Below are 21,963 nucleotides of genomic sequence, written 5' to 3'. Positions count from 1 at the left end.
GGTGAACTCCCGGAACCGACGATTGAGACGGGTTCGAGCGGGGGACAGTGAGCCCCGACGACGTGCCGCCGTCCCTGACCCGGTGGTGGCATCCGCGAGTTCTGCGAGGAGAGCGATCTGATGATGTTGTGGCCGGCCGTGACCCTGCTGGGGTTCTTCGTCCTGACGGCCCTGGTCATCGCGATGGGCACCCAGTCCACCGCCCGGTACGAGCAGGAGCAGCGGGCGGCCCGCGGTGCCGCGAACGCCCGGCGCTCCGGCTCCGAGCCCGTGGGGGCCGCACGAGCCTGACCCCCGCAGCACAGCGAACGACGGCGCCCCGCCGCTCCACCCGGAGCGGCGGGGCGCCGTCGTCGCGTCTCAGAACCAGGCGTCGCGGGCGTCCAGCACCGTGCGGTCCAGCGACTCCAGCAGGTCGAACCAGCCCCGGGTGCGGGGCAGCTCCCAGCGCCAGAAGTAGCGGGCCGCGGCGCGCTTGCCCTCGTGGAAGTCGGTGGTGCCGGCCTCGGCGGCCAGCGCCTGCTCCAGCCACAGCCACGCGACCACGATGTGGCCCGCCGCCTCCAGGTAGACGTGGGAGTTGGCCAGGGCCAGGTCGGGGTCGCCGGTGCCCCAGAGGGTGGCGGTGACCGCTCCCATCCGGGCGACCGCGGCGTCCAGGTCCGCGGCGAAGCCGGCCCACTGCGTGCCGGCGGCGCGGGCGGTGGTCGCGGCGATCGTCTCGCCCAGCAGGGCGAGCCCCGCCCCGCCCTGCATGACGACCTTGCGGCCGAGCAGGTCGAGGGACTGGATGCCCTGGGTGCCCTCGTGGATCGGGTTGAGCCGGTTGTCCCGGTAGAACTGCTCCACCGGGTAGTCCCGCGTGTACCCGTAGCCGCCGTGCACCTGGATGGCCAGGTCGTTGGCGGCCAGCCCCCACTGCGAGGGCCACGCCTTGGCGACCGGGGTGAGCATGTCGAGCAGGAGGTGCGCTCGCTCCCGCTCCTCCTGGGTCTCCGCGGTCTGCTCCTCGTCGACCAGGCGCGCGCAGTACAGGCCCAGGGCCAGGCCGCCCTCGGCGTAGGACTTCGCGGCCAGCAGCATCCGGCGGACGTCGGCGTGCTCGATGATCGGCACCATCGGCGAGGCCGGGTCCTTCGCGCCCGCCGGCCGCCCCTGCGTGCGGGTGCGCGCGTACTCGAGCGCGTGCAGGTAACCGGTGTAGCCGAGCACGGTCGCGCCCATCCCGACGCCGATCCGGGCCTCGTTCATCATGTGGAACATGTAGGTGAGGCCCTTGTGCGGCTCACCGACCAGGTAGCCGACGGCGCCGGGCTGCCCGTCCGGCCTGTGCACGCCCTCGCCGAAGTTGAGCAGCGTGTTCGTCGTCCCCCGGTAGCCCATCTTGTGGTTGAGCCCGGCCAGGACGACGTCGTTGCGCTCGCCCAGCGAGCCGTCCTCGTTCACCAGGAACTTCGGGACGATGAACAGCGAGATGCCCTTCACCCCGGGCGGGCCGCCGGGGATCTTGGCCAGCACCAGGTGGACGATGTTCTCGGTGAGCTCGTGGTCGCCACCGGAGATCCACATCTTGTTGCCGGTGAGCCGGTAGGTGCCGTCGTCCTGCGGCACCGCCCGGGTGGTGATGTCGGCCAGCGAGGAGCCGGCCTGCGGCTCGGACAGCGCCATGGTGCCGAACCAGCGGCCCTCGATCTCCGGGGCCACGTAGGTGTCGATCTGCTCCCGGCTGCCGTGGGCCAGCAGCAGGCGCGCGTTGCCCATCGTGAGGAACGGGTAGGCCGACGTGCCCACGTTGGCCGCCTTGAACCACGCGAAGACGGCCTGCCCGACCACGTGCGGCAGCTGCATGCCGCCGAACTCCTCGTCGAACTCGCCGGCCATCAGCCCGGCCTCGGCGAAGACCTGGAGCGCCTCGGCGACCTCCGGGATCAGCTCGACCTTGCCGTCGACGAACCGCGGCTCGTTCTCGTCGGCCTTGCGGTTGTGCGGGGCGAAGTGCTCGGTGGCGATCTGCTCGGCCAGGTCGAGCACCGCGTCGAAGGTCTCTCGCGAGTGCTCGGTGAAGCGTGACCGCTTGGTGAGCGACTCGACGTCGAGCCACTCGTTCAGCAGGAAGTCCAGGTCACGGCGGGACAGGATCAGCGACGACGGCACGAGGTCTCCAGGGCGCGGGTCTCCGGGGCGGTGCGAACCACCTCACACTAGGCCGGTTGCCCCGGCGGCATGTGCGGGTAGGTCGGGACCGTCGTCGACCGAGGAGGAGCCATGGAGCTACCCGCCATCGTCAGCCGCGCCGGAGGCGCGCTGCTGAGCACCCTGCAGCACGTCCGCATCCCGGGCGTGGGGCAGGCGTCGGTGACCGACGACCCGGCGACCGCCGCCCGCCGCTGGCGGGCGGTCACCGTGCTGAAGGCGCCTGACCAGGTCGGTTCGCCGGCGTCGCCGCCGCCCCCGCTGGACCGCTTCGGCGACCGGGTCGAGGTGCGCATCGCCGCAGCCCCCGGGGACAGGGGGACCGAGCTCGCGGCCCGCTTCGAGGAGACGCCGACCGACGACGAGATCGGCGAGCTGCGCGCCGCGCTGCGCGAGGCGAAGCAGCGGCTGGAGACCGGTGAGGTGCTGCGCGTGGACCCGCAGCCGCACGGCTTCCGCAAGCCGACCCCCCAGGGCGCGGCCCTGGAGGGCATGACGGGATCGGCTGCGAAGGAGGGTGTGCTGTGAAGGCCGCGACGTGGACCGGGGTCAACGAGGTGTCGGTGGAGGACGTCCCCGAGCCGCAGCTCCTCAACGACCACGACGTGATCCTGAAGATCAGCCAGTCGGTCACCTGCGGCTCCGACCTGCACCTGATCGGCGGCTACATCCCGTTCATGCGCGCCGGTGACGTGCTGGGCCACGAGTTCATCGGCGAGGTCGTCGAGGTCGGCAAGGAGGTCCGGAACCGCAAGGTCGGCGACCGCGTCGTCGTCGCGCCGTTCGCGGCCTGCGGCAGCTGCTGGTACTGCAAGCAGGAGCTGTACTCGCTCTGCGACAACGGCAACGCGAACCCGGGGATCACCGAGGGGCTGTGGGGCCAGAGCCCCGGTGGGTGCTTCGGCTACTCGCACGCGATGGGCGGGTACGCCGGCAGCCACGCGGAGTTCATGCGGGTGCCCTACGCCGACGTCGGCACCTTCGTCGTCCCCGACGGGGTCTCCGACACCCGGGCGCTGTTCGCCTCCGACGCCGCATCGACCGGCTGGATGGGCGCCGACCTGGCCGGGACGAAGCCCGGTGACGTCGTCGCGGTCTGGGGGGCCGGCGGCGTCGGTCAGATGGCCGCCCGCGCGGCGATGCTGCTGGGTGCCGCACAGGTCGTGGTGATCGACCGGATCCCCGAGCGGCTCGCGCAGGTGCGCGACCACGTGGGCGCCGAGGCCGTGGACTACACGACCACCGACGTCGTCACCGAGCTGCGCGAGCGCACCGGCGGGCGAGGCCCGGACGTCTGCATCGAGGCCGTGGGCATGGAGGCGCACGCCCCCGGTGCGCCCGGCATCTACGACCAGGTCAAGCAGCAGCTGCGGCTGCAGACCGACCGGCCGACCGCGGTGCGCGAGGCGATCATGGCCTGCCGCAAGGGCGGCACGGTCTTCACCCTCGGGGTCTTCGCCGCGATGGTGGACAAGTTCCCCCTGGGGGCGGCCATGAACAAGGGCCTCACGATCCGCGGCGCCCAGGTCCACGCCCAGCGCTACATCCCGGAGCTGCTGCGCCGGATGGAGGCCGGGGAGCTGGTCACCGAGCACCTGGCCACCCACGTCATGCCGCTGACCGAGGCGCCGGAGGGCTACCGGCTGTTCAAGGAGAAGGAGGACGGCTGCGTGCGCGCGGTCTTCCTGCCCTGACCGCGGGCGGCGCAGCCCGGCATTGACCCCGAGGCGGACATCCTGCCCGCCGGGATGTCCGCCCGCGGGTCACCGCCGTAGGGCTGCTGCCCGCCCGATGCGTGACGACCCCCTCCCGCGGTGCGGGAAGGGGTCGTCGGCGGTCGCGGTCAGCGCCGGGCGTCGGGCCGGTCGCCGGGCTGGCCCACCGGCGGCGGGACCGACGTCGGCGCGGCCGCGCCCACGGCCTCGGTCGCCTCCTCCGCGGGATCTCCGGGGTCGCTGGTCGCCGTGCCGGCCGCCTCGCCCTGGCGGGCCTGGATGCCCGACTTGGTGCTCAGCGCCAGCTGGGGCAGGAAGAGGAAAACGAAGAACCCGACCGCCACGACGCAGGCGGCGATGAGGAACACCAGGTCGATCGAGTTCGAGAAGCCGACCTTGAAGGGCTGGGCCAGGGCGGCCGGGAGCTCCTGGATGAAGGAGGTGTCGTCCAGCGCTGCTCCGCCGCCGGCGTCCAGCTGCTGGAACTGCGGGGCCAGCTCCGGGTTGGCCCGCACGGTGTCCTGCACGGCGGCGTCGATGTCCCGGGGCAGCCGGGTGAACAGGATCGACAGGAAGGCCGCCGTCCCGATCGTGCCGCCCATCTGGCGGAAGAACGTGACCGAGGAGGTGGCCACGCCCATCTCCCGGGGGGAGACGGCGTTCTGGACGGCGAGGATGACCGGCTGGAAGTTGAAGCCCAGCCCCAGGCCCAGCAGCACCATGAACGGGACCAGGGACCAGATGGAGGTGTCGGCCTCGACGAGGAAGGACATCGCCAGCAGCGCGGTCACCATGAGGGCGATCCCGACGAGCGGGAAGACCTTGTACTTGCCGGTCCTGGAGATGGCGATGCCGGAGCTCATCGCGCCGACCATGATCCCGCCGACGAGGGGGATCATCTGCAGCCCCGCCACCGTGGCGCTGGAACCCTGCACGATCTGCAGGTACTGCGGCAGCAGCAGCAGGCCGCCGAACATCCCGGCACCCATGACCACGCTGCCCACACCGCTCACCGCGAAGCTGCGGTTGCCGAACAGCCGCAGGGGCAGCAGGGCGTCGTCCCCGTACGCGCGCTCGGCCAGGAGGAACAGCACGAAGCCGACGGCGCCGATCACATAGCAGGTGACGGCCGCCGAGGAGGTCCAGCCCCAGGTGCGGCCCTGCTCGGCGACGATCAGCAGGGGGACGAGGAAGGTGACCAGCGCCAGGGCGCCGGGCCAGTCGATCCGGTGCTCACGGCGCTCGTGCGGGAGGTGGAGCACCCGCCACACGGCGGCGAAGGCCAGCACGCCGAGCGGCACGTTGATCCAGAAGATCCAGCGCCAGCCGTCGACGCCGAGGATCGAGTCGTGGCCGGCGAAGAAGCCGCCGATGACCGGGCCGAGCACGCTCGAGGTGCCGAAGACCGCCATGAAGTAGCCCTGGTACCGCGACCGCTCCCGGGGCGGGACGATGTCGCCGATGATCGCCAGCGCCAGGGACATCAGGCCACCGGCGCCGATGCCCTGGACCGCCCGGTAGGCGGCGAGCTGGTACATCGTGTCGGCGATGCCGCACAGCGCCGAGCCGACCACGAAGATCGTGATGGCGAACAGGTAGAACGGCCGCCGGCCGTAGATGTCGGAGAGCTTGCCGTAGAGCGGCGTGGCGATGGTCGAGGTGATGAGGAAGGCCGTCGTCGCCCAGGCCTGCAGGTCGTAGCCCTGCAGGTCGTCGGCGATCGTGCGGATCGCGGTGGCCACGACGGTCTGGTCCAGGGCCGCCAGGAACATCGCGACCATCAGGCCGACCAGGATGGTGACGATCTGCCGGTGGCTGAAGGTCCCGCCGGAATCGGGTGCGGCGGCGGCCGCGCGGGCGCTGCGGCGCGCCGCCGCGGCGTTGCGGGTGGTCTGGCTCATCGGGTCTCTCCGGCTGGATCGGTGCTCGGGGTGGAGGCGGCGGCGTTCTCGGCGGCTCCGGGCAGGTCGGCCGCGATGTCGTCGAGCAGGCGGCCGAACAGGGTGGTCAGGGCGGCGAGGTCGGCCTCGTCCCAGTGCGCGGTCACCCGCGCCAGGTGCGCCGTCCGCTCGCTGTGCAGCGCTTCCAGGGCGGCGCGTCCGGCATCGGTGACGACGAGCAGGCTGGCCCGGCCGTCGCTCTCGTCGGCGACCCGGCGCACCAGCCCCTGCTCCACCAGTGCCGCCACGTGCCGGCTGATCGTGGAGGGGTCGGCGTGCACCAGGTCCGCCAGGGCTCCTTGGCGGAGGGCTCCGAGGCGCACCAGGGGGAAGAGCAGGACGAGCGCTGCGCGGTCGCGGTTCTCCGGGCCGGAGGCCTGGTTCTTCAGGGCCTGGACCAGTCGCATGAACCGGGGCAGCTGCTCGGAGAGCAGTTCCACCTGCGGACGGCCGCCCGTGGGGGTGGTGGCCGCTCCGGGGCGCGCGGGGGAAGACATGGGCCTCCAGGAACGGGGAAATTGGATGTAACGTACAACCCGTTGTGCGGTGCATGCAACGAGTTGCGGTCCGCACGGGTGGTGACCTGTCCCACCGCCGCCGCGCCGGGCGGTCGGGCAGTGGGATCCTGGACGGCGGCCCGCCCGTCCCGGGGTCGGCGCCCCGGTACCCCGTCCCGGCCGAGAGGAACGCGAGCGCCCCCGTGAGCCATGTGCACCCCGAGCAGCGGGCGCCGCGCGACGATCTCCGGGAGCGCCTCGCCGGCCTGACTCTCGCCGACGAGCACCGGCTGCGCCGCCGGCTGGACGGGCTGCGCCGGACGAAGGACCAGGGGGCGCGCGACCGGCAGCGGGAGCGCATCGCCGCCGACGTCGCGGCGGCCGAGGAGCGGATCGCACGGCGGCGGGCCGCCGTGCCGGCGATCGGCTACCCCGAGGAGCTGCCGGTCAGCGCCCGGCGCGAGGACATCGCCGCCGCGCTCCGGGACGCCCAGGTCGTGGTCGTCGCCGGCGAGACCGGGTCGGGGAAGACCACCCAGCTGCCCAAGATCGCCCTCGAGCTCGGCCGTGGCGTGCGAGGCCGGATCGGGCACACCCAGCCGCGGCGGATCGCGGCACGCAGCGTGGCCGAGCGGATCGCCGAGGAGCTCGGCACGCCCCTCGGCGAGGTCGTCGGCTTCAAGATGCGCTTCGCCGACCAGGTGTCGGACTCGACGCTGGTGAAGCTGATGACCGACGGCGTGCTGCTGGCCGAGATCGGGCACGACCGGCTGCTGCGCCAGTACGACACGATCATCATCGACGAGGCGCACGAGCGGAGCCTCAACATCGACTTCCTGCTGGGCTACCTCGCCCAGCTGCTGCCGAAGCGGCCCGACCTGAAGGTCGTCATCACCTCCGCGACGATCGACGTCGAGCGGGTCGCGAAGCACTTCGGTGATGCGCCGGTGGTGGAGGTCAGTGGCCGCACCTACCCGGTCGAGGTCCGCTACCGCCCCGTGGTGGACCCGGACGATCCGGACGCCGATCCGGACCGCGACCAGGTGAGCGCGATCCTCGACGCGGTCGACGAGCTGGTCGCCGAGGGGCCGGGCGACATCCTGGTCTTCCTCGCCGGCGAGCGGGAGATCCGCGACACCGCCGACGCGCTGGCCGACCGCGCCCTGCTGAACACCGAGGTGGTGCCGCTCTACAGTCGGCTCTCGGCCGCCGAGCAGCACCGGGTGTTCCAGCCGCACACCGGCCGGCGGGTCGTGCTCTCGACCAACGTCGCCGAGACGTCACTGACGGTTCCGGGCATCCGCTACGTGATCGACCCGGGCACCGCGCGCATCTCCCGGTACAGCCATCGCACGAAGGTCCAGCGGCTGCCCATCGAGCCGGTCAGCCAGGCGTCGGCCCGCCAGCGCTCGGGACGGTGCGGGCGGCTCGGCCCGGGCGTCGCGATCCGGCTCTACAGCGAGGACGACTTCCTCGCCCGGCCGGAGTTCACCGATCCCGAGATCCTGCGCACCAACCTGGCGTCCGTGCTGCTCCAGATGGCCGCGCTGGACCTCGGGGAGGTCGCCGAGTTCCCGTTCATCGACCCGCCCGACCGCCGCTCCGTCGCCGACGGGCTGGCGCTGCTGGAGGAGCTGCACGCCCTCGACGAGCACGGCAGGCTCACCCCGACCGGCCGCGCCCTGGCCGCGCTGCCGCTGGACCCCCGCATGGCCCGCATGGTGGTGGAGGCCGACCGGCGCGGCGTCCTCGACGAGGTGCTGGTCATCGCCGCCGGCCTGACCATCCAGGACCCGCGCGAGCGGCCCGCCGAGCACCAGCAGGCCGCCGACCAGATGCACGCCCGGTTCGCCGACGAGGACTCCGACTTCCTGGCCCTGCTCAACCTGTGGCGCTACCTCGGCGAGCAGCAGGACGCGCTGTCCGGCAACCAGTTCCGCCGGACCGTGAAGCGGGAGTTCCTGCACTATCTCCGCATCCGCGAGTGGCAGGACCTGCACGGCCAGCTGCGCGGCACCGCGCGGCGGCTGGGCATGGCGGTCGGCGAGCCGGCCGGCGAGCCCGACGAGCGGGGCATCCATGCGTCGCTGCTCGCCGGGCTGCTCAGCCACGTGGGGCTGCAGGTCGAGCACGGCCAGGGGCGGCGGGGCGGGCAGGAAGCAGAGCGTGACAAGCGCCCCGGTCGCGAGTACCTGGGCACCCGGAACACCCGGTTCGTGATCGCGCCGGGCACCCCGCTGGCGAAGAAGCCGCCCCGCTGGGTCGTCGCCGCCGAACTGGTCGAGACCAGCCGGCTGTTCGCCCGCACGGTGGCCCGCATCGACCCCGAGACCGTCGAGAAGCTCGCCGACCACCTGGTCAAGCGCCAGTACTCCGAGCCGCGCTGGGACGCCAAGCGGGGCTCGGTCGTCGCCACCGAGCGGGTGACCCTCTACGGGCTCCCGCTGGTCGTGGGCCGGCGCGTCCAGTACGGCTCCATCGACCCGGTCGTCTCCCGCGAGCTGTTCATCCGGCACGCCCTGGTCCAGGGGGAGTGGACCACCCACCACCGCTTCTGGGCGGAGAACCAGCGCGCGATCGAGCGGGTCGCGGAGCTGGAGGAGCGGGCCCGCCGGCGCGACATCGGCGTCGACGACGAGACGCTGTTCGAGCTGTACGACGCCCGCATCCCCGCCGACGTCGTCTCCACCCGGCACTTCGACCGCTGGTGGAAGCGCGCCCGCCACGAACAGCCGGACCTGCTGACCTTCACGCCGGAGATGCTCACCAACGCCGCCGCGGCGGCGCAGGTCCGGCCGGAGGACTACCCCGACGAGGTGCGCCTGACCCAGGGCCTCGCCCTGCCGCTCTCGTACGCCTTCGCCCCCGGCAGCGCCGAGGACGGCGTGACCGTCGACGTGCCGCTGGGCGTGCTGGACTCGGTGGCGCAGCGCACGTCGGGCGAATCGCTGGCGTTCACCGTGCCGGGGCTGCGCGAGGAGCTGGTGACGGCGCTGCTGCGCACGCTGCCCAAGCCGCAGCGCCGGGCGCTCGTCCCGATCCCCGACCGGGTCCGCGCCGTACTGCCCCGGATCGACCCCGGCGAGCCCCTGTTGCCGGCCCTGGAGCGGGAACTGCGACGGACGGCTGGTGTGGTGATCCCGCCGGACGCCTGGCAGCCGGACCAGGTGCCCGATCACCTGCGTGCCACCTTCCGCGTGCTCGACGACCAGCAGCGGCCGCTGGCGACCGGCAAGGACCTCGCGGCGCTCAAGGCCCAGGTGGCGCCGCAGGCCCGGGCCAGCCTGGCGCGGGCGGCGTCGGACCTCGAGCGGACCGGCTGCACGTCGTGGCAGTTCGGTGAGCTGCCGCGCACCGTGGAGGTGCGCCGCGGCGACCACGTCGTCACCGCCTATCCCGCGCTGGTGGACGAGGGGACGACGGTCGGCGTCCGGGTGGTCCCCACCGAGGCGGAGGCGAGCCGGCTGACCTGGCGTGGCGCCCGCCGGCTGCTAGTCCTGGTCGCGGGCTCGCCGGTCAAGCAGGTGGTGAAGGGGCTGCGGCCCGCCACCCGGCTGGCCCTGCAGTTCAACCCGGACGGCGAGATCCCCGACCTCGTGGCCGACTGCGTCGACGCGGCCGCCGACGAGCTGATCGCCGCGGCGGGCGGCCCTCCGCGGGAACCGGAGGCCTTCGCGGCACTGGTGACCACGGCCAAGGCGCAGTTGCAGCCGCTCGCCGTCGACGTCGTCGGCCGGGTCGAGGCCGTGCTGACCCGGGCGCGCGAGGTGGCGGTGGCGATCGGTGCGGCACCGGGCCGCCGGGTGCCCGACGCGGCGGTCGCCGACCTCCGGCGCCAGATGACCGGACTGCTGCACCGCGGCTTCGTGGCCGCGACCGGTCGTCGGCGCCTGCCCGACGTCGTCCGGTACCTCACGGCGATGGCACACCGGCTCGAGAAGCTGCCGACGAACGCGGCGCGCGACGAGCTGTGGATGCAGCAGGTGGCCGCGGTGACGGCCGAGTACGAGCAGCTGCGGCGGCAGGTCCCGCCGACCGGGGCGCCGGACGACCCGGTCGTCCGGGTGCGCTGGATGATCGAGGAGCTGCGGGTTGCTCTCTTCGCCCAGAACGTCGGCACGCCGCGCCCGGTCTCCGAGCAGCGCATCTACAAGGCGATCGACGCGATCCTGGGGTAGTCCGACGGGCTCACCCGGCCGCGCCGGCGCCGCTTTCCTTCAGCAGCGCCGAGATGCGCTGGCGGGTGACGCCGAACAGCGCCGCGATCCGGTTGATGCTCACCTGCTCGCGCTGCAGCGCCGCCGCCTCTTCGCACCGCCAGGTGTGGCCGGCCGTCGCCAGGGAGGTCAGCACGGTGGAGACCCTCTCGACGACCAACGGGCGGGACTCCTCCGTCACCAGCTCCAGCCAGGGCCGGCCCGCGCGGCGCTCGACCAGCAGCCGGTCGGCCCGGGCGCGAGCGCGTTGCAGCTCTACGAGCGAGCCGTCGATGCAGGCGATCAGGCCTTCGAGCGCCTGCGTGGCGGGCTCGTCCGGTGCTGCGTCCGGACTGGGCATGCTGCTCCTCACGGACGCGGGCAACGGGAAGGGCGAACTCTAGCGGGATATATATCGCACACAACCGGCGTGGGGCGCAAGGGGGGTTGCGCCCCGTGCCCCGACAGTGGACAGTTGCGCACAACACAGTCGAGTTCCCCGTCCGAACTGCCGATGAGTCCGGCATCGGGCGGCCGCGCCGACACCCGCCCGCCGGCAGAACGGAACGCGCCATGTCCACGCTCAGCGCCAGCCTCGACCTCCCCCCGGTCGCCGCCAGTGTCCCGGCGGCCCGGCGGCTGGTGCGCGAGCTGCTGCGGTCGTGGGGCGCCCGCCAGGACCACGACGACGCGGCCCTCCTGGTGACCGAACTGGTGGCCAACGTCGTGGACCACGTGGGCGGCAGCGCGTGTCTCACCGTGGAGGCGACCTACTCCGAGGACTGGCTCCGGCTCGCCGTCGTCGACTGCTCCCCGGTCCGGCCGGCGGTCCAGCAGCTCTCCCCGGACCGACCCCGCGGCAGGGGCATGCTGATGGTGGAGGTCCTCGCCGACCGGTGGGGGTGCGAGGACTACCGCGACGGCAAGCGGGTGTGGTTCGAGCTGCGTCCGCCCCGGCTGTGATCCACCAGCTGGTTTGCCACCCTCGCCGAGCGGGGACGGGCGGAGGGGAAGCCAGCCGAAGGAAGGGACTGCGCGATGAGCGAGCCGAACACCCACGCTGCAGGTGAGGGAGTCTCCGACGAGGAGATGATCGAGACCGTCGCCGGCCAGACCGACAGCGCGTCGGAGAACGCCGACGTGGCGGGCAAGGACTGGGACGGCGATCCGGGCGCGGCGCCCGCGCCCACCGACGAGGCCTGACCTCCCGACGTCCCGCACCGCCCCCGTCCCGCTCCCGGGACGGGGGCGGCGCCGCGTTCCGTCGCCGGGTCCGCGCTGGCAGACTTCGGTGATGACCGCCACAGCCGAGGTGCGGCCCGCACCCTCCGGGGCGGCGCTCGGGACGCTCGCCCGCCCCGCGCGCACCGCGGTGCGCTGGGCCGTCCGGCACGCCCTGCCGGCGGTCTACCTGTCCCGCAGTGCGCGCCGCGGTGACCTGGTCGGCCGGCTGATGCGTGATCCGGCGCTGCGCGAGCACCCCTACGACCTCTACGAGCAGCTGCGCGCCCGCGGCCCGCTCCCGGGCAGCAGCCTGGGGCTGGTGACGACGTCGCACCCCGTCGCGCAGGAGGTCCTGCGCAGCGACCGGTTCGGCGTCGGCTGGGACCGTTCGGCCGCCCCCGGGGTGATCCGCTGGGCGCTGGAGTTCGGCGACGACCCCACGGCGGCCGGTGTCGCCGAACCGCCGTCCATGCTCGTGGTCGACCCACCCGACCACACCCGGTTCCGCCGGCTGGTGAGCCGGGCCTTCACCCCCCGGGCGACGGCGGCGTTCGAGCCGGTCATCCGGCGCACGGCCGAGCGCCTCCTGGACGACCTGGCGCGCCGCGACGGCACGGTCGACCTCGTCGGTGCCTACGCCGCCCAGCTGCCGGTGCTGGTGATCGCGGACCTGCTCGGCGTGCCTCTCGAGCGCCGGGAGGACTTCCTGCGGTGGGGCGCAGCGGCCGCCGCGACCCTGGACCCCGGCCTGCCGCTGCGCCGCTACCTCGCCGCCGAGAAGGCGCTGCGGGCCATGCACCGATTCCTGGCGGAGCACTTCGCGCGGCTGCGCCACGACCCGGCCGACGACCTGGTCAGCGGGCTGGTCACCCTGCCGGCGGAGGAGGCGCTCACCGACCGGGAGCTGCACGCCACGGTGCTGCTCCTGCTCGGCGCCGGCTTCGAGACCACGATGAACCTGCTGGGCAACGCCGTGGTGCTGCTCGACGCGCACCCCGGCGAGCGGGAGCTCCTCCGCAGCGGCGCCGCAGGCTGGGACGACGCCGTCGAGGAGGTGCTCCGGCTGGACAGCCCCGTGCAGCTGACCGGCCGGACGGCGCGCGCGGAGGTCGAGCTCGCCGGGCGGACGGTGGCCGCCGGCACCCGGGTGACGCTGCTGCTGGGGGCGGCCAACCGCGACCCCGAGGTGTTCCCCGACCCGGCGAGGTTCGACGTCACCCGGGCCAACGCGCGGGAGCACCTGGCCTTCTCCGGCGGCATCCACTACTGCCTGGGCGCGGGGCTGGCGCGGCTGGAGGGCGCCGTCGGGTTGCAGGCGCTCGACGAGCGCTTCCCGCGGCTGCGGGTGGCCGGCCGTCCGCGGCGCCGCGACCTGCGGACCCTCCGCGGTTTCGAGGTCCTCCCGGTGACCCTGCGCTAGGAGCCCGCTCCGCTCCCTGTTGATCAGGTCACCTGATCAACAAGGGTCCTGGCTCACGGTGGACGGTGAGCCAGGACCCCTGCAGGTGAGCCAGGACCCTCGAGGTGAGCCAGGACCGCCCGTTCAGCTGCCGGGGACCAGCATCCCGGCGCCGACCGTCGCGTTGGTCGCCTCGTCCACCAGGATGAACCGGCCGGTCACCCGGTTGCGGCTGTACTCGTCCACGAACAGCGGCTGGGTGGTGCGCAGCCGCACCCGGCCGATGTCGTTGAGGCCGAGCTCGGTCGCGCCCTGCTCGCGGTGCAGCGTGTTGACGTCCAGCCGGTACTGCAGCTCCTTGACCACCGCGCGCACCGAGCGGGTCGTGTGCTTGACGGCCAGTCGCTGCCGGGGACGCAGCGGCTCGTCGGTCATCCAGCACACCAGCGCGTCCAGGTCCTGCGTCACGTGCGGGGCGTTCGCGGGCCGGCAGATCAGGTCGCCGCGGGAGACGTCCAGGTCGTCGGCCAGCCGGACGGTCACCGACATCGGGGCGAAGGCCTCCTCGACGGGGCCGCGCGGCCCGTCGATGCCGGCGATCGTCGTCGTCAGCCCGCTGGGCAGCACCTGGACCTCGTCGCCGGGGCGCAGCACCCCGCTGGCGACCGTCCCGGCGTAGCCCCGGTAGTCGTGGTGCGCGTCCGACTGCGGGCGGATCACGTACTGCACCGGGAACCGGACGTCGATGAGGTTCCGGTCGCTCGCCACGTGCACGTGCTCGAGGTGGTGCAGCAGCGAGGAACCCTGGTACCAGGGGGTGTGCTCGGAGCGGCGGACGACGTTGTCGCCGTGCAGCGCCGAGATCGGGACGACGGTGAGGTCGGGGACGTCGAGCTTCGCGGCGAACGCGGTGAACTCGTCGCGGATCGCCTCGTAGGTGTCCTCCGACCAGTCGACGAGGTCCATCTTGTTGACCGCGACGACCAGGTGGGGCACTCGCAGCAGCGAGGCGAGGAAGGCATGGCGCCGGCTCTGCTCCAGCATGCCCTTGCGCGCGTCGACCAGCACGATCGCCAGGTCGGCGGTCGAGGCGCCGGTGACCATGTTCCGCGTGTACTGCACGTGACCGGGGGTGTCGGCCAGGATGAAGGTGCGCCGCGGGGTGGCGAAGTACCGGTAGGCGACGTCGATGGTGATGCCCTGCTCGCGCTCGGCGCGCAGGCCGTCGGTGAGCAGGGCCAGGTCGACGTAGTCACCCTTGCTCGCGCGCTCGACCGCCTCGTACTGGTCCTCGAACACCGCCTTGCTGTCGTAGAGCAGGCGGCCGATGAGCGTGCTCTTGCCGTCGTCCACCGAGCCCGCGGTGGCGATGCGCAGGATGTCCTTGCGCGCGGTGGCGATCTCCGCCGCCGCCTCCGCCGCGGGTGAGTGGACGTCGATGGGGGCGTCGGGGTGGACGCCGGGCTGGTCGGCGGAGCCGGCGGTCATCGGGAGATCTCCTGGCAGAGGACGGCGGAGCGGCGGACGCTGGGGTCCGTCGTCCGGGGAGGCAGAGCGTGTTCGTGCTGGTCGCGGCGGTACCGGCGCTGCTCGTCGTGGTCGCCGGCTACGTCGTCGGCTTCGCGGTGGCGGGCTGGGTCTGCGACCTGCTCGGCGCGCGACCGGGCAGCACGCCGGAGGTGACCGGCTGGTCGACGGGCGTGGTGCTGCTCGCCGCCGTGGTGCGGGTGCTGCTCGTGTTCCGGCGTCGCCGCGGACGGGAGGGGCATCAGAAGTAGCCCTCCTTCTTGCGGTCCTCCATCGCGGCGTCGCTGACCTTGTCGTCGCCCCGGGTGGCGCCGCGCTCGGTCATGCGGGTCACCGCGATCTCGGCGATGACCTCCTCGACCGTGGTGGCGGTCGACGGCACGGCGGCGGTCAGGTTCGCGTCACCGACGGTGCGGTAGCGGACGCTCCGGCGCTGGACCTCCTCGCCCTCGCGCGGGGAGATGAACTGGTTGACCGCGTACAGCATGCCCTGGCGCTCCACGACGTCCCGCTCCTGCGCGAGGTACAGCGGGGGGATGGCGATCTCCTCGCGGAGGATGTACTGCCAGATGTCGAGCTCGGTCCAGTTCGACAGCGGGAACACCCGGATCGACTCGCCGAGGTGGATCCGGCCGTTGTAGAGGTCCCAGAGCTCGGGCCGCTGGTTCTTCGGGTCCCACTGGCCGAACTCGTCGCGGAAGGAGAACACCCGCTCCTTGGCGCGGGCCTTGTCCTCGTCGCGCCGGGCGCCGCCGAACAGCGCGGTGAACCCGTGCTCCTCGACCGCGTCGAGCAGCACCGGCGTCTGGATGCGGTTGCGGGAGCCGTTGGGCTCCTCCTTCACCGTGCCCGCCGCGATCGCCTCGGGCACCGAGGCGACCACGAGCTGGACACCCAGCTCCGCCACCCTCCGGTCGCGGAACTCCAGGACCTCCGGGAAGTTCAGCCCGGTGTCCACGTGCATGACCGGGAACGGGATGCGCGCCGGCGCGAACGCCTTGCGGGCCAGCTCCAGCATCACGATGGAGTCCTTGCCGCCGGAGAACAGCAGCACCGGCCGCTCCAGTTCGGCGACCACCTCACGGATGACGTGGATGGACTCGGCCTCCAGCGTCTCCAGCTGGCTGAGCCGGTAGTCGGGCGTCGTCACGCTCTCGTGCTCCACGGGGCTAGGGGTCGGGCGACCCGACCGGCGCAACCCGGTCGGATCGGTGGGGACTGGTGCCCAGTGTCCGCTATCGGGCGGCGGCGACCGCAGCCAGGACCTCGTCGGCCAGCTCCGGACGCGCGACGACCAGGTCGGGCAGGTAGGCGTCGGGGGCGTTGTAGACCAGCGGCGACCCGTCCAGCCGGCAGGTCACCAGGCCGGCGGCGCGAGCGACGCCGACCGGCGCGGCGGAGTCCCACTGGTACATGCCGCCGCCGTGCACGTAGGCGTCGACCTCGCCGCGCACCACCGCGAGGGTCTTGTAGCCGGCCGAGCCCATCGGCACCAGCTCGCCGCCCAGAGCGGCGGCCACGGCCTGCGCCTCGGCCGGAGGGCGGGTGCGGCTGACGGCGATGCGGACCGGCCCCGCCGGCCGGGGCGGCAGCACCGGTGCGGGGTCGGTGACGTGCACCTCGCCGAGCGCCGGCAGCGCCACGGCCGCCGCCACCAGGTCACCGCCGGCCCACAGCGCGACGTGCACCGCCCAGTCGCTCCGGGCGGGATCGGAGTACTCGCGGGTGCCGTCGAGCGGATCGACGATCCAGACGCGGTCGGCGGTCAGCCGGCGGGGGTCGTCCACGGCCTCCTCGCTGAACACGGCGTCGCCGGGGCGCGCGTCGGTGAGCACGGCGAGGATCGCCCGCTGCGCGGCGGCGTCCCCGGCGTCTCCCAGCGCCCGCCCGCCGGGCCCGCCGGTCCGCAGCGGCAGGAGGGCGGTGGCCGCGGCGCGGGCGGCCGCCACCGCGACCGCGACGTCGCCGCCCGGGGTCAGCTCCACTGGACCGAGGTGGCGTCGCCGGGCCGGCGGGGCGGGGTGTGCCGGCCCTCGACGTCGGTGATGGCGCCGAAGTAGGCCCGGGCCTTCTCCGGGCGCGGCATGACGAAGATCCCGCGCGCCTCGACGAGCGGCTGCCCGGGCTCGGCGGCCAGCGCGATCGTGCCGGCGATGACCGACTTGCGGCCCTCGGTGCTCTCGACCCACGCGCGCAGCACCAGCGGGGTCTCCAGCGGCAGCGGGCCGCGGTAGTCCAGCTCCAGGTGCGCGGTCATGCCCCACAGGCCCGCCGCGCCGGCCGCGCTGCCGAGCAGCTGGTCCATGAACAGGGCGCTCATGCCGCCGTGCACGTAGCTGGGCGGGCCCTCGTAGGCGACACCCAGGGTGACCTCGGCGACCACACCGCCCTCCTCCCGGCGCACCACGAGCGGCGGCGCGAGGGCGTTCCCGGCGCCGACGACCGGATTGAAGACCCGTCGGCCCACGGACGGGTCGTCGAGCGCCGGCAGCACCGAGGCCGGGCGCCGGGAGGCGGCGATGCGGGCGGTCGCCTGCCGCACCAGGTCGGTCGCGGCCGCGATCTCGGTCGCCGGCTCCGTCGTGGTGACCGACATCTCGATCAGCTCGCGGATCGCCGCCCCCAGGTCGGTGGACGCCGCCATCAGCGCCGGGTCGTAGGAGGCCGCGGTGTCCGGGTGGCCGTCGTTCGTCGTCACCACCAGATGGTCGCAAGCCGGGTCACGACGAACTCGTCGCACCCCCGTCCGGGCCACCGCGGGGCAGTCGCACGGTGACGGCCAGGCCCGCCCCGGGCGCGGTCTCCAGCGAGGCGGATCCGCCGTGGGCAGCCGCGAGCGAGGCGACGATCGACAGCCCGAGGCCGGTGCCGCCGGCCGCCCGCGTGCGGGAGGCGTCGGCCCGGTAGAAGCGCTCGAACGCGCGCTCGGCGTCGGCCGGCTCCATGCCCGGGCCCTCGTCGGCGACCCGGAGCAGGAGGACGTCGTCGTCGGCGGGGTCCTGTGCCACGGAGACCTGCACGCGGGTTCCCGCCGGGGTGTGCGTGAGCGCGTTCGTGACGAGGTTGCCGACCACCTGCCGCAGGCGGCTCTCGTCGCCGAGCACGACCGGCACGTCGGTGAGCGACTCGTCCAGGTGCAGGCTGATCGGCCGGTCCGGCTGGACGGCGCGGGCGTCGTGCACCGCGTCGCCGGCGATCGCGGCCAGGTCGACCGGGGCCAGGGACAGCGGTCGCTGCTGGTCCATCCGGGCCAGCAGCAGCAGGTCCTCGACCAGCAGTCCCATCCGGCTGCCCTCGGCCTCGATCCGCTGCATCAGCCGGGCGACGTCCGCCTCCTCCCGGACGGCCCCCTGCCGGTACAGCTCGGCGAAGCCGCGGATGGAGGTCAGCGGGGTGCGCAGCTCGTGGCTGGCGTCGGCGACGAACCGGCGCAGCCGCTGCTCGGAGCCGCGTGCCTGCTCCTCCGACGCCTGCTGGGCGCGGAAGGCGGTCTCGATCCGGGCGAGCATGCCGTTGAGCGCCGTGGAGAGACGGCCCACCTCCGTACGGTCGTCGCCGACCGGGACCCGCCGCGAGAGATCGCCCGCGGCGATGGCCCGGGCGGTCTCCTCGACCTCGGCCAGCGGCCGGAGGCTGTTGCGCACCAGGACGTAGCCGGCGGCGCCCAGCAGCGCCAGCACCGCCAGACCCACGACCAGCTCGATGCGGATCAGCCGGGAGATCGCCCCTCCGTCGCGCCCCTGGTCCTCGCCGACCACCAGGGTGTAGCCCCCCGGCAGCTCGCCCGAGGCCATGCGCCACGCGTTCCGGCCGGAGCCGACCGTGATCGCGGGACCACCCTCGCGGAGGGCCTCGACGTCCGCCTCGTCCAGCTCCGGCAGCTCGTGGACGCCGGGGCCGTACGGCTCCCCGATGACCACGGGCTCGTCGCTGTCCGGCGGGAGGCAGGCGACGTAGAGGGGGCTGGGTTCCGAGATCTCCCGGAGGCAGGTGCTGACCAGCCGCGGGCCCTGGTTGCTGGCGACGATGGCCTGCAGCTCGTCGTCCTGCTGCTCCTGCAGGTAGTCCGCGAGCAGGGACGTCGCGGCGGCCCCGGTGGCCAGGAGCGCGACCGAGACGAGGGCGACCAGGAGCGCGACCAGGGTCACGCGCAGGGGGATCTGCTGCCCCCCGGCGCGCACGGGGCCCTGCCCGTCCATCGCGGTCAGGAGCCGCGCGGCAGCCGCAGGGTGTAGCCGACCCCGCGGATCGTCTGCAGCAGGCGCGGCTCGGTCGTGTCGATCTTGCGGCGTAGGTAGGAGATGTAGGACTCCACGACGTTCGCCTCGCCGTTGAAGTCGTAGTTCCACACGTGGTCGAGGATCTGCGCCTTCGACAGCACCCGCCCGGCGTTGGCCATCAGGTAGCGCAGCAGCTTGAATTCGGTGGGGGAGAGGCTGATGACCTCGCCGGCCTTGATGACCTCGTGGGTCTCCTCGTCCAGCTCGATGTCGGCGAACGTCATCCGGGGGGCATCGGCCTCCCGCTGCGTTCCCGCCGTGCGCCGCAGGACGGCCCGGATGCGGGCCACGACCTCGTCCAGGCTGAACGGCTTGGTCACGTAGTCGTCGCCGCCGAGGGTCAGCCCGGAGATCTTGTCCTCCGCGGCATCCCGGGCGGTGAGGAAGAGCACCGGGGTGTGGCGGCCGGTCTCCCGGAGGCGCCGCACGACACCGAAGCCGTCGAGGCCCGGCATCATGACGTCCAGCACCAGGAGGTCGGGCCGGAACGAGGCGGCCAGCGCGAGGGCCTGCTGACCGTCGGCGGCGGTGGCCACCTCGAAGCCCGCGTAGCGGAGGCTGGCCGACAGCAGCTCGCGGATGTTCGGCTCGTCGTCGACCACGAGCAGGCGGGCCTCCGGCGCCGTGCGCCCGGTGGGCTGGGTGCCGGACATCGCTCCTCCGGTGGCGTGCGCCGATGCCGTCGTCATGCCCCCAGGGTGGGGACGCCGGCTGCGGTGGATCTGGACGCTACCTGTGAACCCCCTGGGAACCGACCCGGGCCACGCGGCGGACGGGTCAGCCGGCCGGCGCCATCGCCCGGCCGCGCCGCCAGTAACCGATGGCATGGTGCTGGGCCCGGCCGAGCCCCCAGCGACCGCGCAGGTCGGCCCGGATGGCGCGCACGGCGGCCGACTCGGCGCCCACCCAGGCGAAGACGTCGTCACCCGGGGGCCGCTCCAGGGCCGCCACGGCGTCGACGAGCAGCGTGCTCTCCCCGGGAGGCGTCGCGCCCCGGTGCAGCCAGCGCAGGTCGACGCCCGGTGGGGCGGCCAGCTGCTGCTCCTCCTCCGGCCCGGCCACCTCGAGGTAGGCCACACCGGTCGTCTCCGGCGGTGCGGCGGCGAGGATGCGGCTCACGGCGGGCAGCGCCGTCTCGTCCGCGGCGAGGAGCAGCCACCGGGCCGGGCGTTCGGCGAGCGAGGCGGCGCCGGCGACGCCGAGCAGGGCGCCGGGGCGGGCCGCCGCAGCCCAGGACGCGGCCGGGCCGTCGCCGTGGAGCACGAAGTCGATGTCCAGCTCGCCCGCGGCCGGGTCCTGCCGGCGGGCGGTGTAGCTGCGCAGTGCGACGCCGTGGCTGCCGTCGGGCCACACGACCCGGCCGTCGCGCTGGATCAGCGGCCAGCGGGGAGCCGGGTCGTCCACCCGGGGCACCAGCAGGTTCACCGTCGGCCCGGCCGCCGCCACCGCCTCCGCCGTCCCGGTGAGGGTCACCCGGCGGACCGAGGGCGTCACGTCGGTGACCGCGACGACGGTGAGGACGTCGACCGGGCGCAGGCCGTCCACGAGGGCGGCGTCGTTCGCGGTGGTCACGTCCGACGAGCCTAGGCGGGCGGCCGGCCCGGTCTGCGCATGTGTGTCCGGGCCTTGCTGCGGGCAGGGGCAGGGGCAGCACCGTCCGACGAACGGAGACCACGATGGCCGACGAGTTCGACAAGGGTGACCACGTCACCTGGAAGAGCCACGGCTCGACGACGGAGGGCACGGTCGAGCGGAAGATCACCTCCGACACCGAGGCCTCCGGCCGCACCGTGCGCGCCAGCGAGGACGACCCGCAGTACGAGGTGCGCAGCGAGAAGTCCGGGCGCACCGCGGTGCACAAGCCGGGTGCCCTCGACGAGGCCTGACCCCCTTCGCGGACGGATCCACGGCCCGGCGGTGCCGGGCCCCAACACCAGGAGGCACACGTGACCGAGTCCGCAGGCGAGTTCGCCGGCTCGCGCAGCACCAAGCACAACCCGCGCCTCGACGAGGAGCTCGAGCACGAGACGCAGGGGATGATGAAGGCCGAGCGGGCCACCCGGTCGCACGAGTGGCGCGAGGTCGAGCCGGTCGCCGAAGGTGACCCCGACGTCGACGCCGACCCGGCCGGCACCCTCGTCGGTGGCACCCCCGTGGGCATGACCGAGGACGCGGTCGTGGCGCGCGCCGAGCTCGCGCGGTGGCTGGACCGGGCCGACTTCCCGAGCACCGGCCCCGACCTGGTCGAGGCGGCCCGCGACCACCGGGCCCCCGACGTCGTCGTCAGCGAGTTGGAGCGACTGCCCGAGGGGGAGACCTACGGGCGGATCGGCGACGTGGTCCGCGCGCTGGGCTACCCCACCGAGACCGGCTCCGGTCCGGGCGCCTAGCCCGGACGCCCCTCCGGTCGCCTCGACCGCCCGGGGTGGGAGGGCGTCGGCTCAGGAGCCGGCGCCCTCCGATTCTCTCTCCCGCGCCTCGCCGTCGGCGATCTCCTCGGCACCGCGCCGGCGGAACAGCTTCGAGCCGGGGAAGCCCTTCACGATCTGCCGCATGTCCTGGACCGTGTCGACGAGGTCCCGGACGTCGGTCCCCACGTTCTCCAGCCCCTCCAGCGCGGGGAGGACCTGCTCGTCGAGGTGCCCGAGCACCTGCGGCAGCCGGTCGATGAGCGTGATGAGCGCGTCCACCTCCGTCGCGTCGAACTCGGCCGCCAGTCGCCGGATGGACGGCGCCAGGGCGGTGAGCGCGGGCTCGTAGTCGGTCAGCAGCGGCTCGACGCGACCGACCAGCCCCTCCGCGCGCCCGACGATGCCGTCGGCCCGTTCCGTGGTGCCGGCGACCCGGTCGATGGCGTCGTCGGCCTTGGTGCGGGTGTGGCCCATGGCCTCGATGGCGTCGTCGGCTTTGGTGCGGGTGTGGCCCATGGCCTCGATGGCGTCGTCGGCTTTGGTGCGGGTGTGGCCCATGGCCTCGATGGCGTCGTCGGCTT

The 21,963-nt window shown here is 73.8% G+C and carries 21 protein-coding genes and 1 pseudogene; 10 read left to right on the top strand and 12 right to left on the bottom strand.

Annotation, left to right across the window (positions count from 1 at the left end; genetic code table 11):
- The first annotated feature begins 120 nt into the window (after positions 1-120).
- Positions 121-291, top strand: a complete 171-nt coding sequence (locus ACI79Q_RS15310) for a hypothetical protein (protein WP_456589980.1) — start codon at positions 121-123, stop codon at positions 289-291.
- A gap of 69 nt (positions 292-360) precedes the next feature.
- On the opposite strand, the gene ACI79Q_RS15305 is transcribed toward ACI79Q_RS15310, so the two are convergent.
- Positions 361-2,154, bottom strand: a complete 1,794-nt coding sequence (locus ACI79Q_RS15305; protein ID WP_456614955.1) for an acyl-CoA dehydrogenase — start codon at positions 2,152-2,154, stop codon at positions 361-363.
- 111 nt (positions 2,155-2,265) lie between these two features.
- Here ACI79Q_RS15305 and ACI79Q_RS15300 point away from each other — a divergent pair, with 111 nt between their 5' ends.
- Both ACI79Q_RS15300 and ACI79Q_RS15295 read left to right on the top strand, forming a co-directional pair.
- On the top strand, positions 2,266-2,721 hold the full coding sequence (locus ACI79Q_RS15300; protein WP_456614954.1) for a hypothetical protein: 456 nt from the start codon (positions 2,266-2,268) through the stop codon (positions 2,719-2,721).
- Positions 2,718-3,887: a zinc-dependent alcohol dehydrogenase gene (locus ACI79Q_RS15295; RefSeq protein ID WP_456614953.1), complete on the top strand. Its 1,170-nt coding sequence runs from the start codon at positions 2,718-2,720 to the stop codon at positions 3,885-3,887. Before ACI79Q_RS15300 ends, ACI79Q_RS15295 begins: the two co-directional genes overlap by 4 nt.
- A gap of 149 nt (positions 3,888-4,036) precedes the next feature.
- On the opposite strand, the gene ACI79Q_RS15290 is transcribed toward ACI79Q_RS15295, so the two are convergent.
- On the bottom strand, positions 4,037-5,809 hold the full coding sequence (locus ACI79Q_RS15290) for an MDR family MFS transporter (protein ID WP_456600020.1): 1,773 nt from the start codon (positions 5,807-5,809) through the stop codon (positions 4,037-4,039).
- The gene (locus ACI79Q_RS15285; RefSeq protein ID WP_456589975.1) at positions 5,806-6,345 is read right to left on the bottom strand and encodes a MarR family winged helix-turn-helix transcriptional regulator; all 540 of its coding nucleotides are present in this window, start codon (positions 6,343-6,345) and stop codon (positions 5,806-5,808) included. The genes ACI79Q_RS15290 and ACI79Q_RS15285 overlap by 4 nt, the downstream gene beginning before the upstream one ends.
- A 203-nt stretch (positions 6,346-6,548) precedes the next feature.
- Here ACI79Q_RS15285 and hrpA point away from each other — a divergent pair, with 203 nt between their 5' ends.
- A complete protein-coding gene (gene hrpA, locus ACI79Q_RS15280) occupies positions 6,549-10,523 on the top strand; it encodes an ATP-dependent RNA helicase HrpA (RefSeq protein WP_456614952.1) in 3,975 nt (1,324 codons plus the stop codon).
- 10 nt (positions 10,524-10,533) lie between these two features.
- Here hrpA and ACI79Q_RS15275 read toward each other — a convergent pair whose 3' ends face one another.
- Positions 10,534-10,902 carry a hypothetical protein gene (locus ACI79Q_RS15275; protein ID WP_456589973.1) on the bottom strand — a complete coding sequence of 123 codons (369 nt, stop codon included), beginning with the start codon at positions 10,900-10,902 and terminating at the stop codon, positions 10,534-10,536.
- 212 nt (positions 10,903-11,114) lie between these two features.
- Between ACI79Q_RS15275 and ACI79Q_RS15270 the strand changes: the two genes are divergently transcribed.
- From ACI79Q_RS15270 to ACI79Q_RS15260, 3 genes are all read left to right on the top strand, one after another.
- The gene (locus ACI79Q_RS15270) at positions 11,115-11,504 is read left to right on the top strand and encodes an ATP-binding protein (RefSeq protein WP_456589972.1); all 390 of its coding nucleotides are present in this window, start codon (positions 11,115-11,117) and stop codon (positions 11,502-11,504) included.
- A 75-nt stretch (positions 11,505-11,579) separates the two neighbouring features.
- Positions 11,580-11,744, top strand: coding sequence for a hypothetical protein (locus ACI79Q_RS15265; protein ID WP_456589971.1), 165 nt, complete (start codon positions 11,580-11,582; stop codon positions 11,742-11,744).
- A gap of 91 nt (positions 11,745-11,835) precedes the next feature.
- Positions 11,836-13,185, top strand: a complete 1,350-nt coding sequence (locus tag ACI79Q_RS15260) for a cytochrome P450 (RefSeq protein WP_456614951.1) — start codon at positions 11,836-11,838, stop codon at positions 13,183-13,185.
- A 123-nt stretch (positions 13,186-13,308) separates the two neighbouring features.
- Here the strand turns inward: ACI79Q_RS15260 and ACI79Q_RS15255 are convergent, their stop codons facing one another.
- Positions 13,309-14,652, bottom strand: coding sequence for a sulfate adenylyltransferase subunit 1 (locus tag ACI79Q_RS15255; RefSeq protein WP_456589969.1), 1,344 nt, complete (start codon positions 14,650-14,652; stop codon positions 13,309-13,311).
- Between the two features lie 68 nt (positions 14,653-14,720).
- On the opposite strand from ACI79Q_RS15255, the gene ACI79Q_RS15250 reads away from it, so the two are divergent.
- Positions 14,721-14,942 carry a hypothetical protein gene (locus tag ACI79Q_RS15250; RefSeq protein ID WP_456614950.1) on the top strand — a complete coding sequence of 74 codons (222 nt, stop codon included), beginning with the start codon at positions 14,721-14,723 and terminating at the stop codon, positions 14,940-14,942.
- On the opposite strand, the gene cysD is transcribed toward ACI79Q_RS15250, so the two are convergent.
- The 6 genes from cysD to ACI79Q_RS15220 all read right to left on the bottom strand — a co-directional run bounded on the left by cysD (position 14,933) and on the right by ACI79Q_RS15220 (position 20,543).
- Positions 14,933-15,841 (bottom strand): sulfate adenylyltransferase subunit CysD, encoded by a 909-nt coding sequence (gene cysD, locus ACI79Q_RS15245; RefSeq protein ID WP_456589967.1) that lies wholly within the window; start codon positions 15,839-15,841, stop codon positions 14,933-14,935. The two genes, ACI79Q_RS15250 and cysD, sit on opposite strands and share 10 nt — an antisense overlap.
- A gap of 85 nt (positions 15,842-15,926) precedes the next feature.
- Complete coding sequence (locus ACI79Q_RS15240) at positions 15,927-16,676, bottom strand: inositol monophosphatase family protein (RefSeq protein ID WP_456589966.1); 750 nt, start codon at positions 16,674-16,676, stop codon at positions 15,927-15,929.
- The gene (locus tag ACI79Q_RS15235) at positions 16,667-17,389 is read right to left on the bottom strand and encodes a PaaI family thioesterase (protein WP_456612498.1); all 723 of its coding nucleotides are present in this window, start codon (positions 17,387-17,389) and stop codon (positions 16,667-16,669) included. The genes ACI79Q_RS15240 and ACI79Q_RS15235 overlap by 10 nt, the downstream gene beginning before the upstream one ends.
- Positions 17,390-17,411: 22 nt before the next feature.
- Positions 17,412-18,890, bottom strand: coding sequence for a sensor histidine kinase (locus tag ACI79Q_RS15230; RefSeq protein WP_456600024.1), 1,479 nt, complete (start codon positions 18,888-18,890; stop codon positions 17,412-17,414).
- A 5-nt stretch (positions 18,891-18,895) separates the two neighbouring features.
- Positions 18,896-19,660, bottom strand: a complete 765-nt coding sequence (locus ACI79Q_RS15225; RefSeq protein ID WP_456589963.1) for a response regulator transcription factor — start codon at positions 19,658-19,660, stop codon at positions 18,896-18,898.
- Positions 19,661-19,748: 88 nt separating this feature from the next.
- On the bottom strand, positions 19,749-20,543 hold the full coding sequence (locus tag ACI79Q_RS15220; RefSeq protein WP_456589962.1) for a siderophore-interacting protein: 795 nt from the start codon (positions 20,541-20,543) through the stop codon (positions 19,749-19,751).
- 104 nt (positions 20,544-20,647) lie between these two features.
- Here ACI79Q_RS15220 and ACI79Q_RS15215 point away from each other — a divergent pair, with 104 nt between their 5' ends.
- Both ACI79Q_RS15215 and ACI79Q_RS15210 read left to right on the top strand, forming a co-directional pair.
- Positions 20,648-20,857, top strand: coding sequence for a DUF2945 domain-containing protein (locus ACI79Q_RS15215; protein ID WP_456596217.1), 210 nt, complete (start codon positions 20,648-20,650; stop codon positions 20,855-20,857).
- Between the two features lie 60 nt (positions 20,858-20,917).
- Positions 20,918-21,361 (top strand): DUF2795 domain-containing protein, encoded by a 444-nt coding sequence (locus tag ACI79Q_RS15210; protein ID WP_456614949.1) that lies wholly within the window; start codon positions 20,918-20,920, stop codon positions 21,359-21,361.
- A gap of 51 nt (positions 21,362-21,412) precedes the next feature.
- On the opposite strand, the pseudogene ACI79Q_RS15205 reads toward ACI79Q_RS15210, so the two are convergent.
- Positions 21,413-21,963, bottom strand: a pseudogene (locus ACI79Q_RS15205) (hypothetical protein); the annotation flags it as partial.

This window comes from Blastococcus sp. SYSU DS0828, assembly GCF_054050975.1.
Note: the sequence above shows the minus strand (reverse complement) of the source record. Positions and strands in the feature narration are given on the sequence as shown.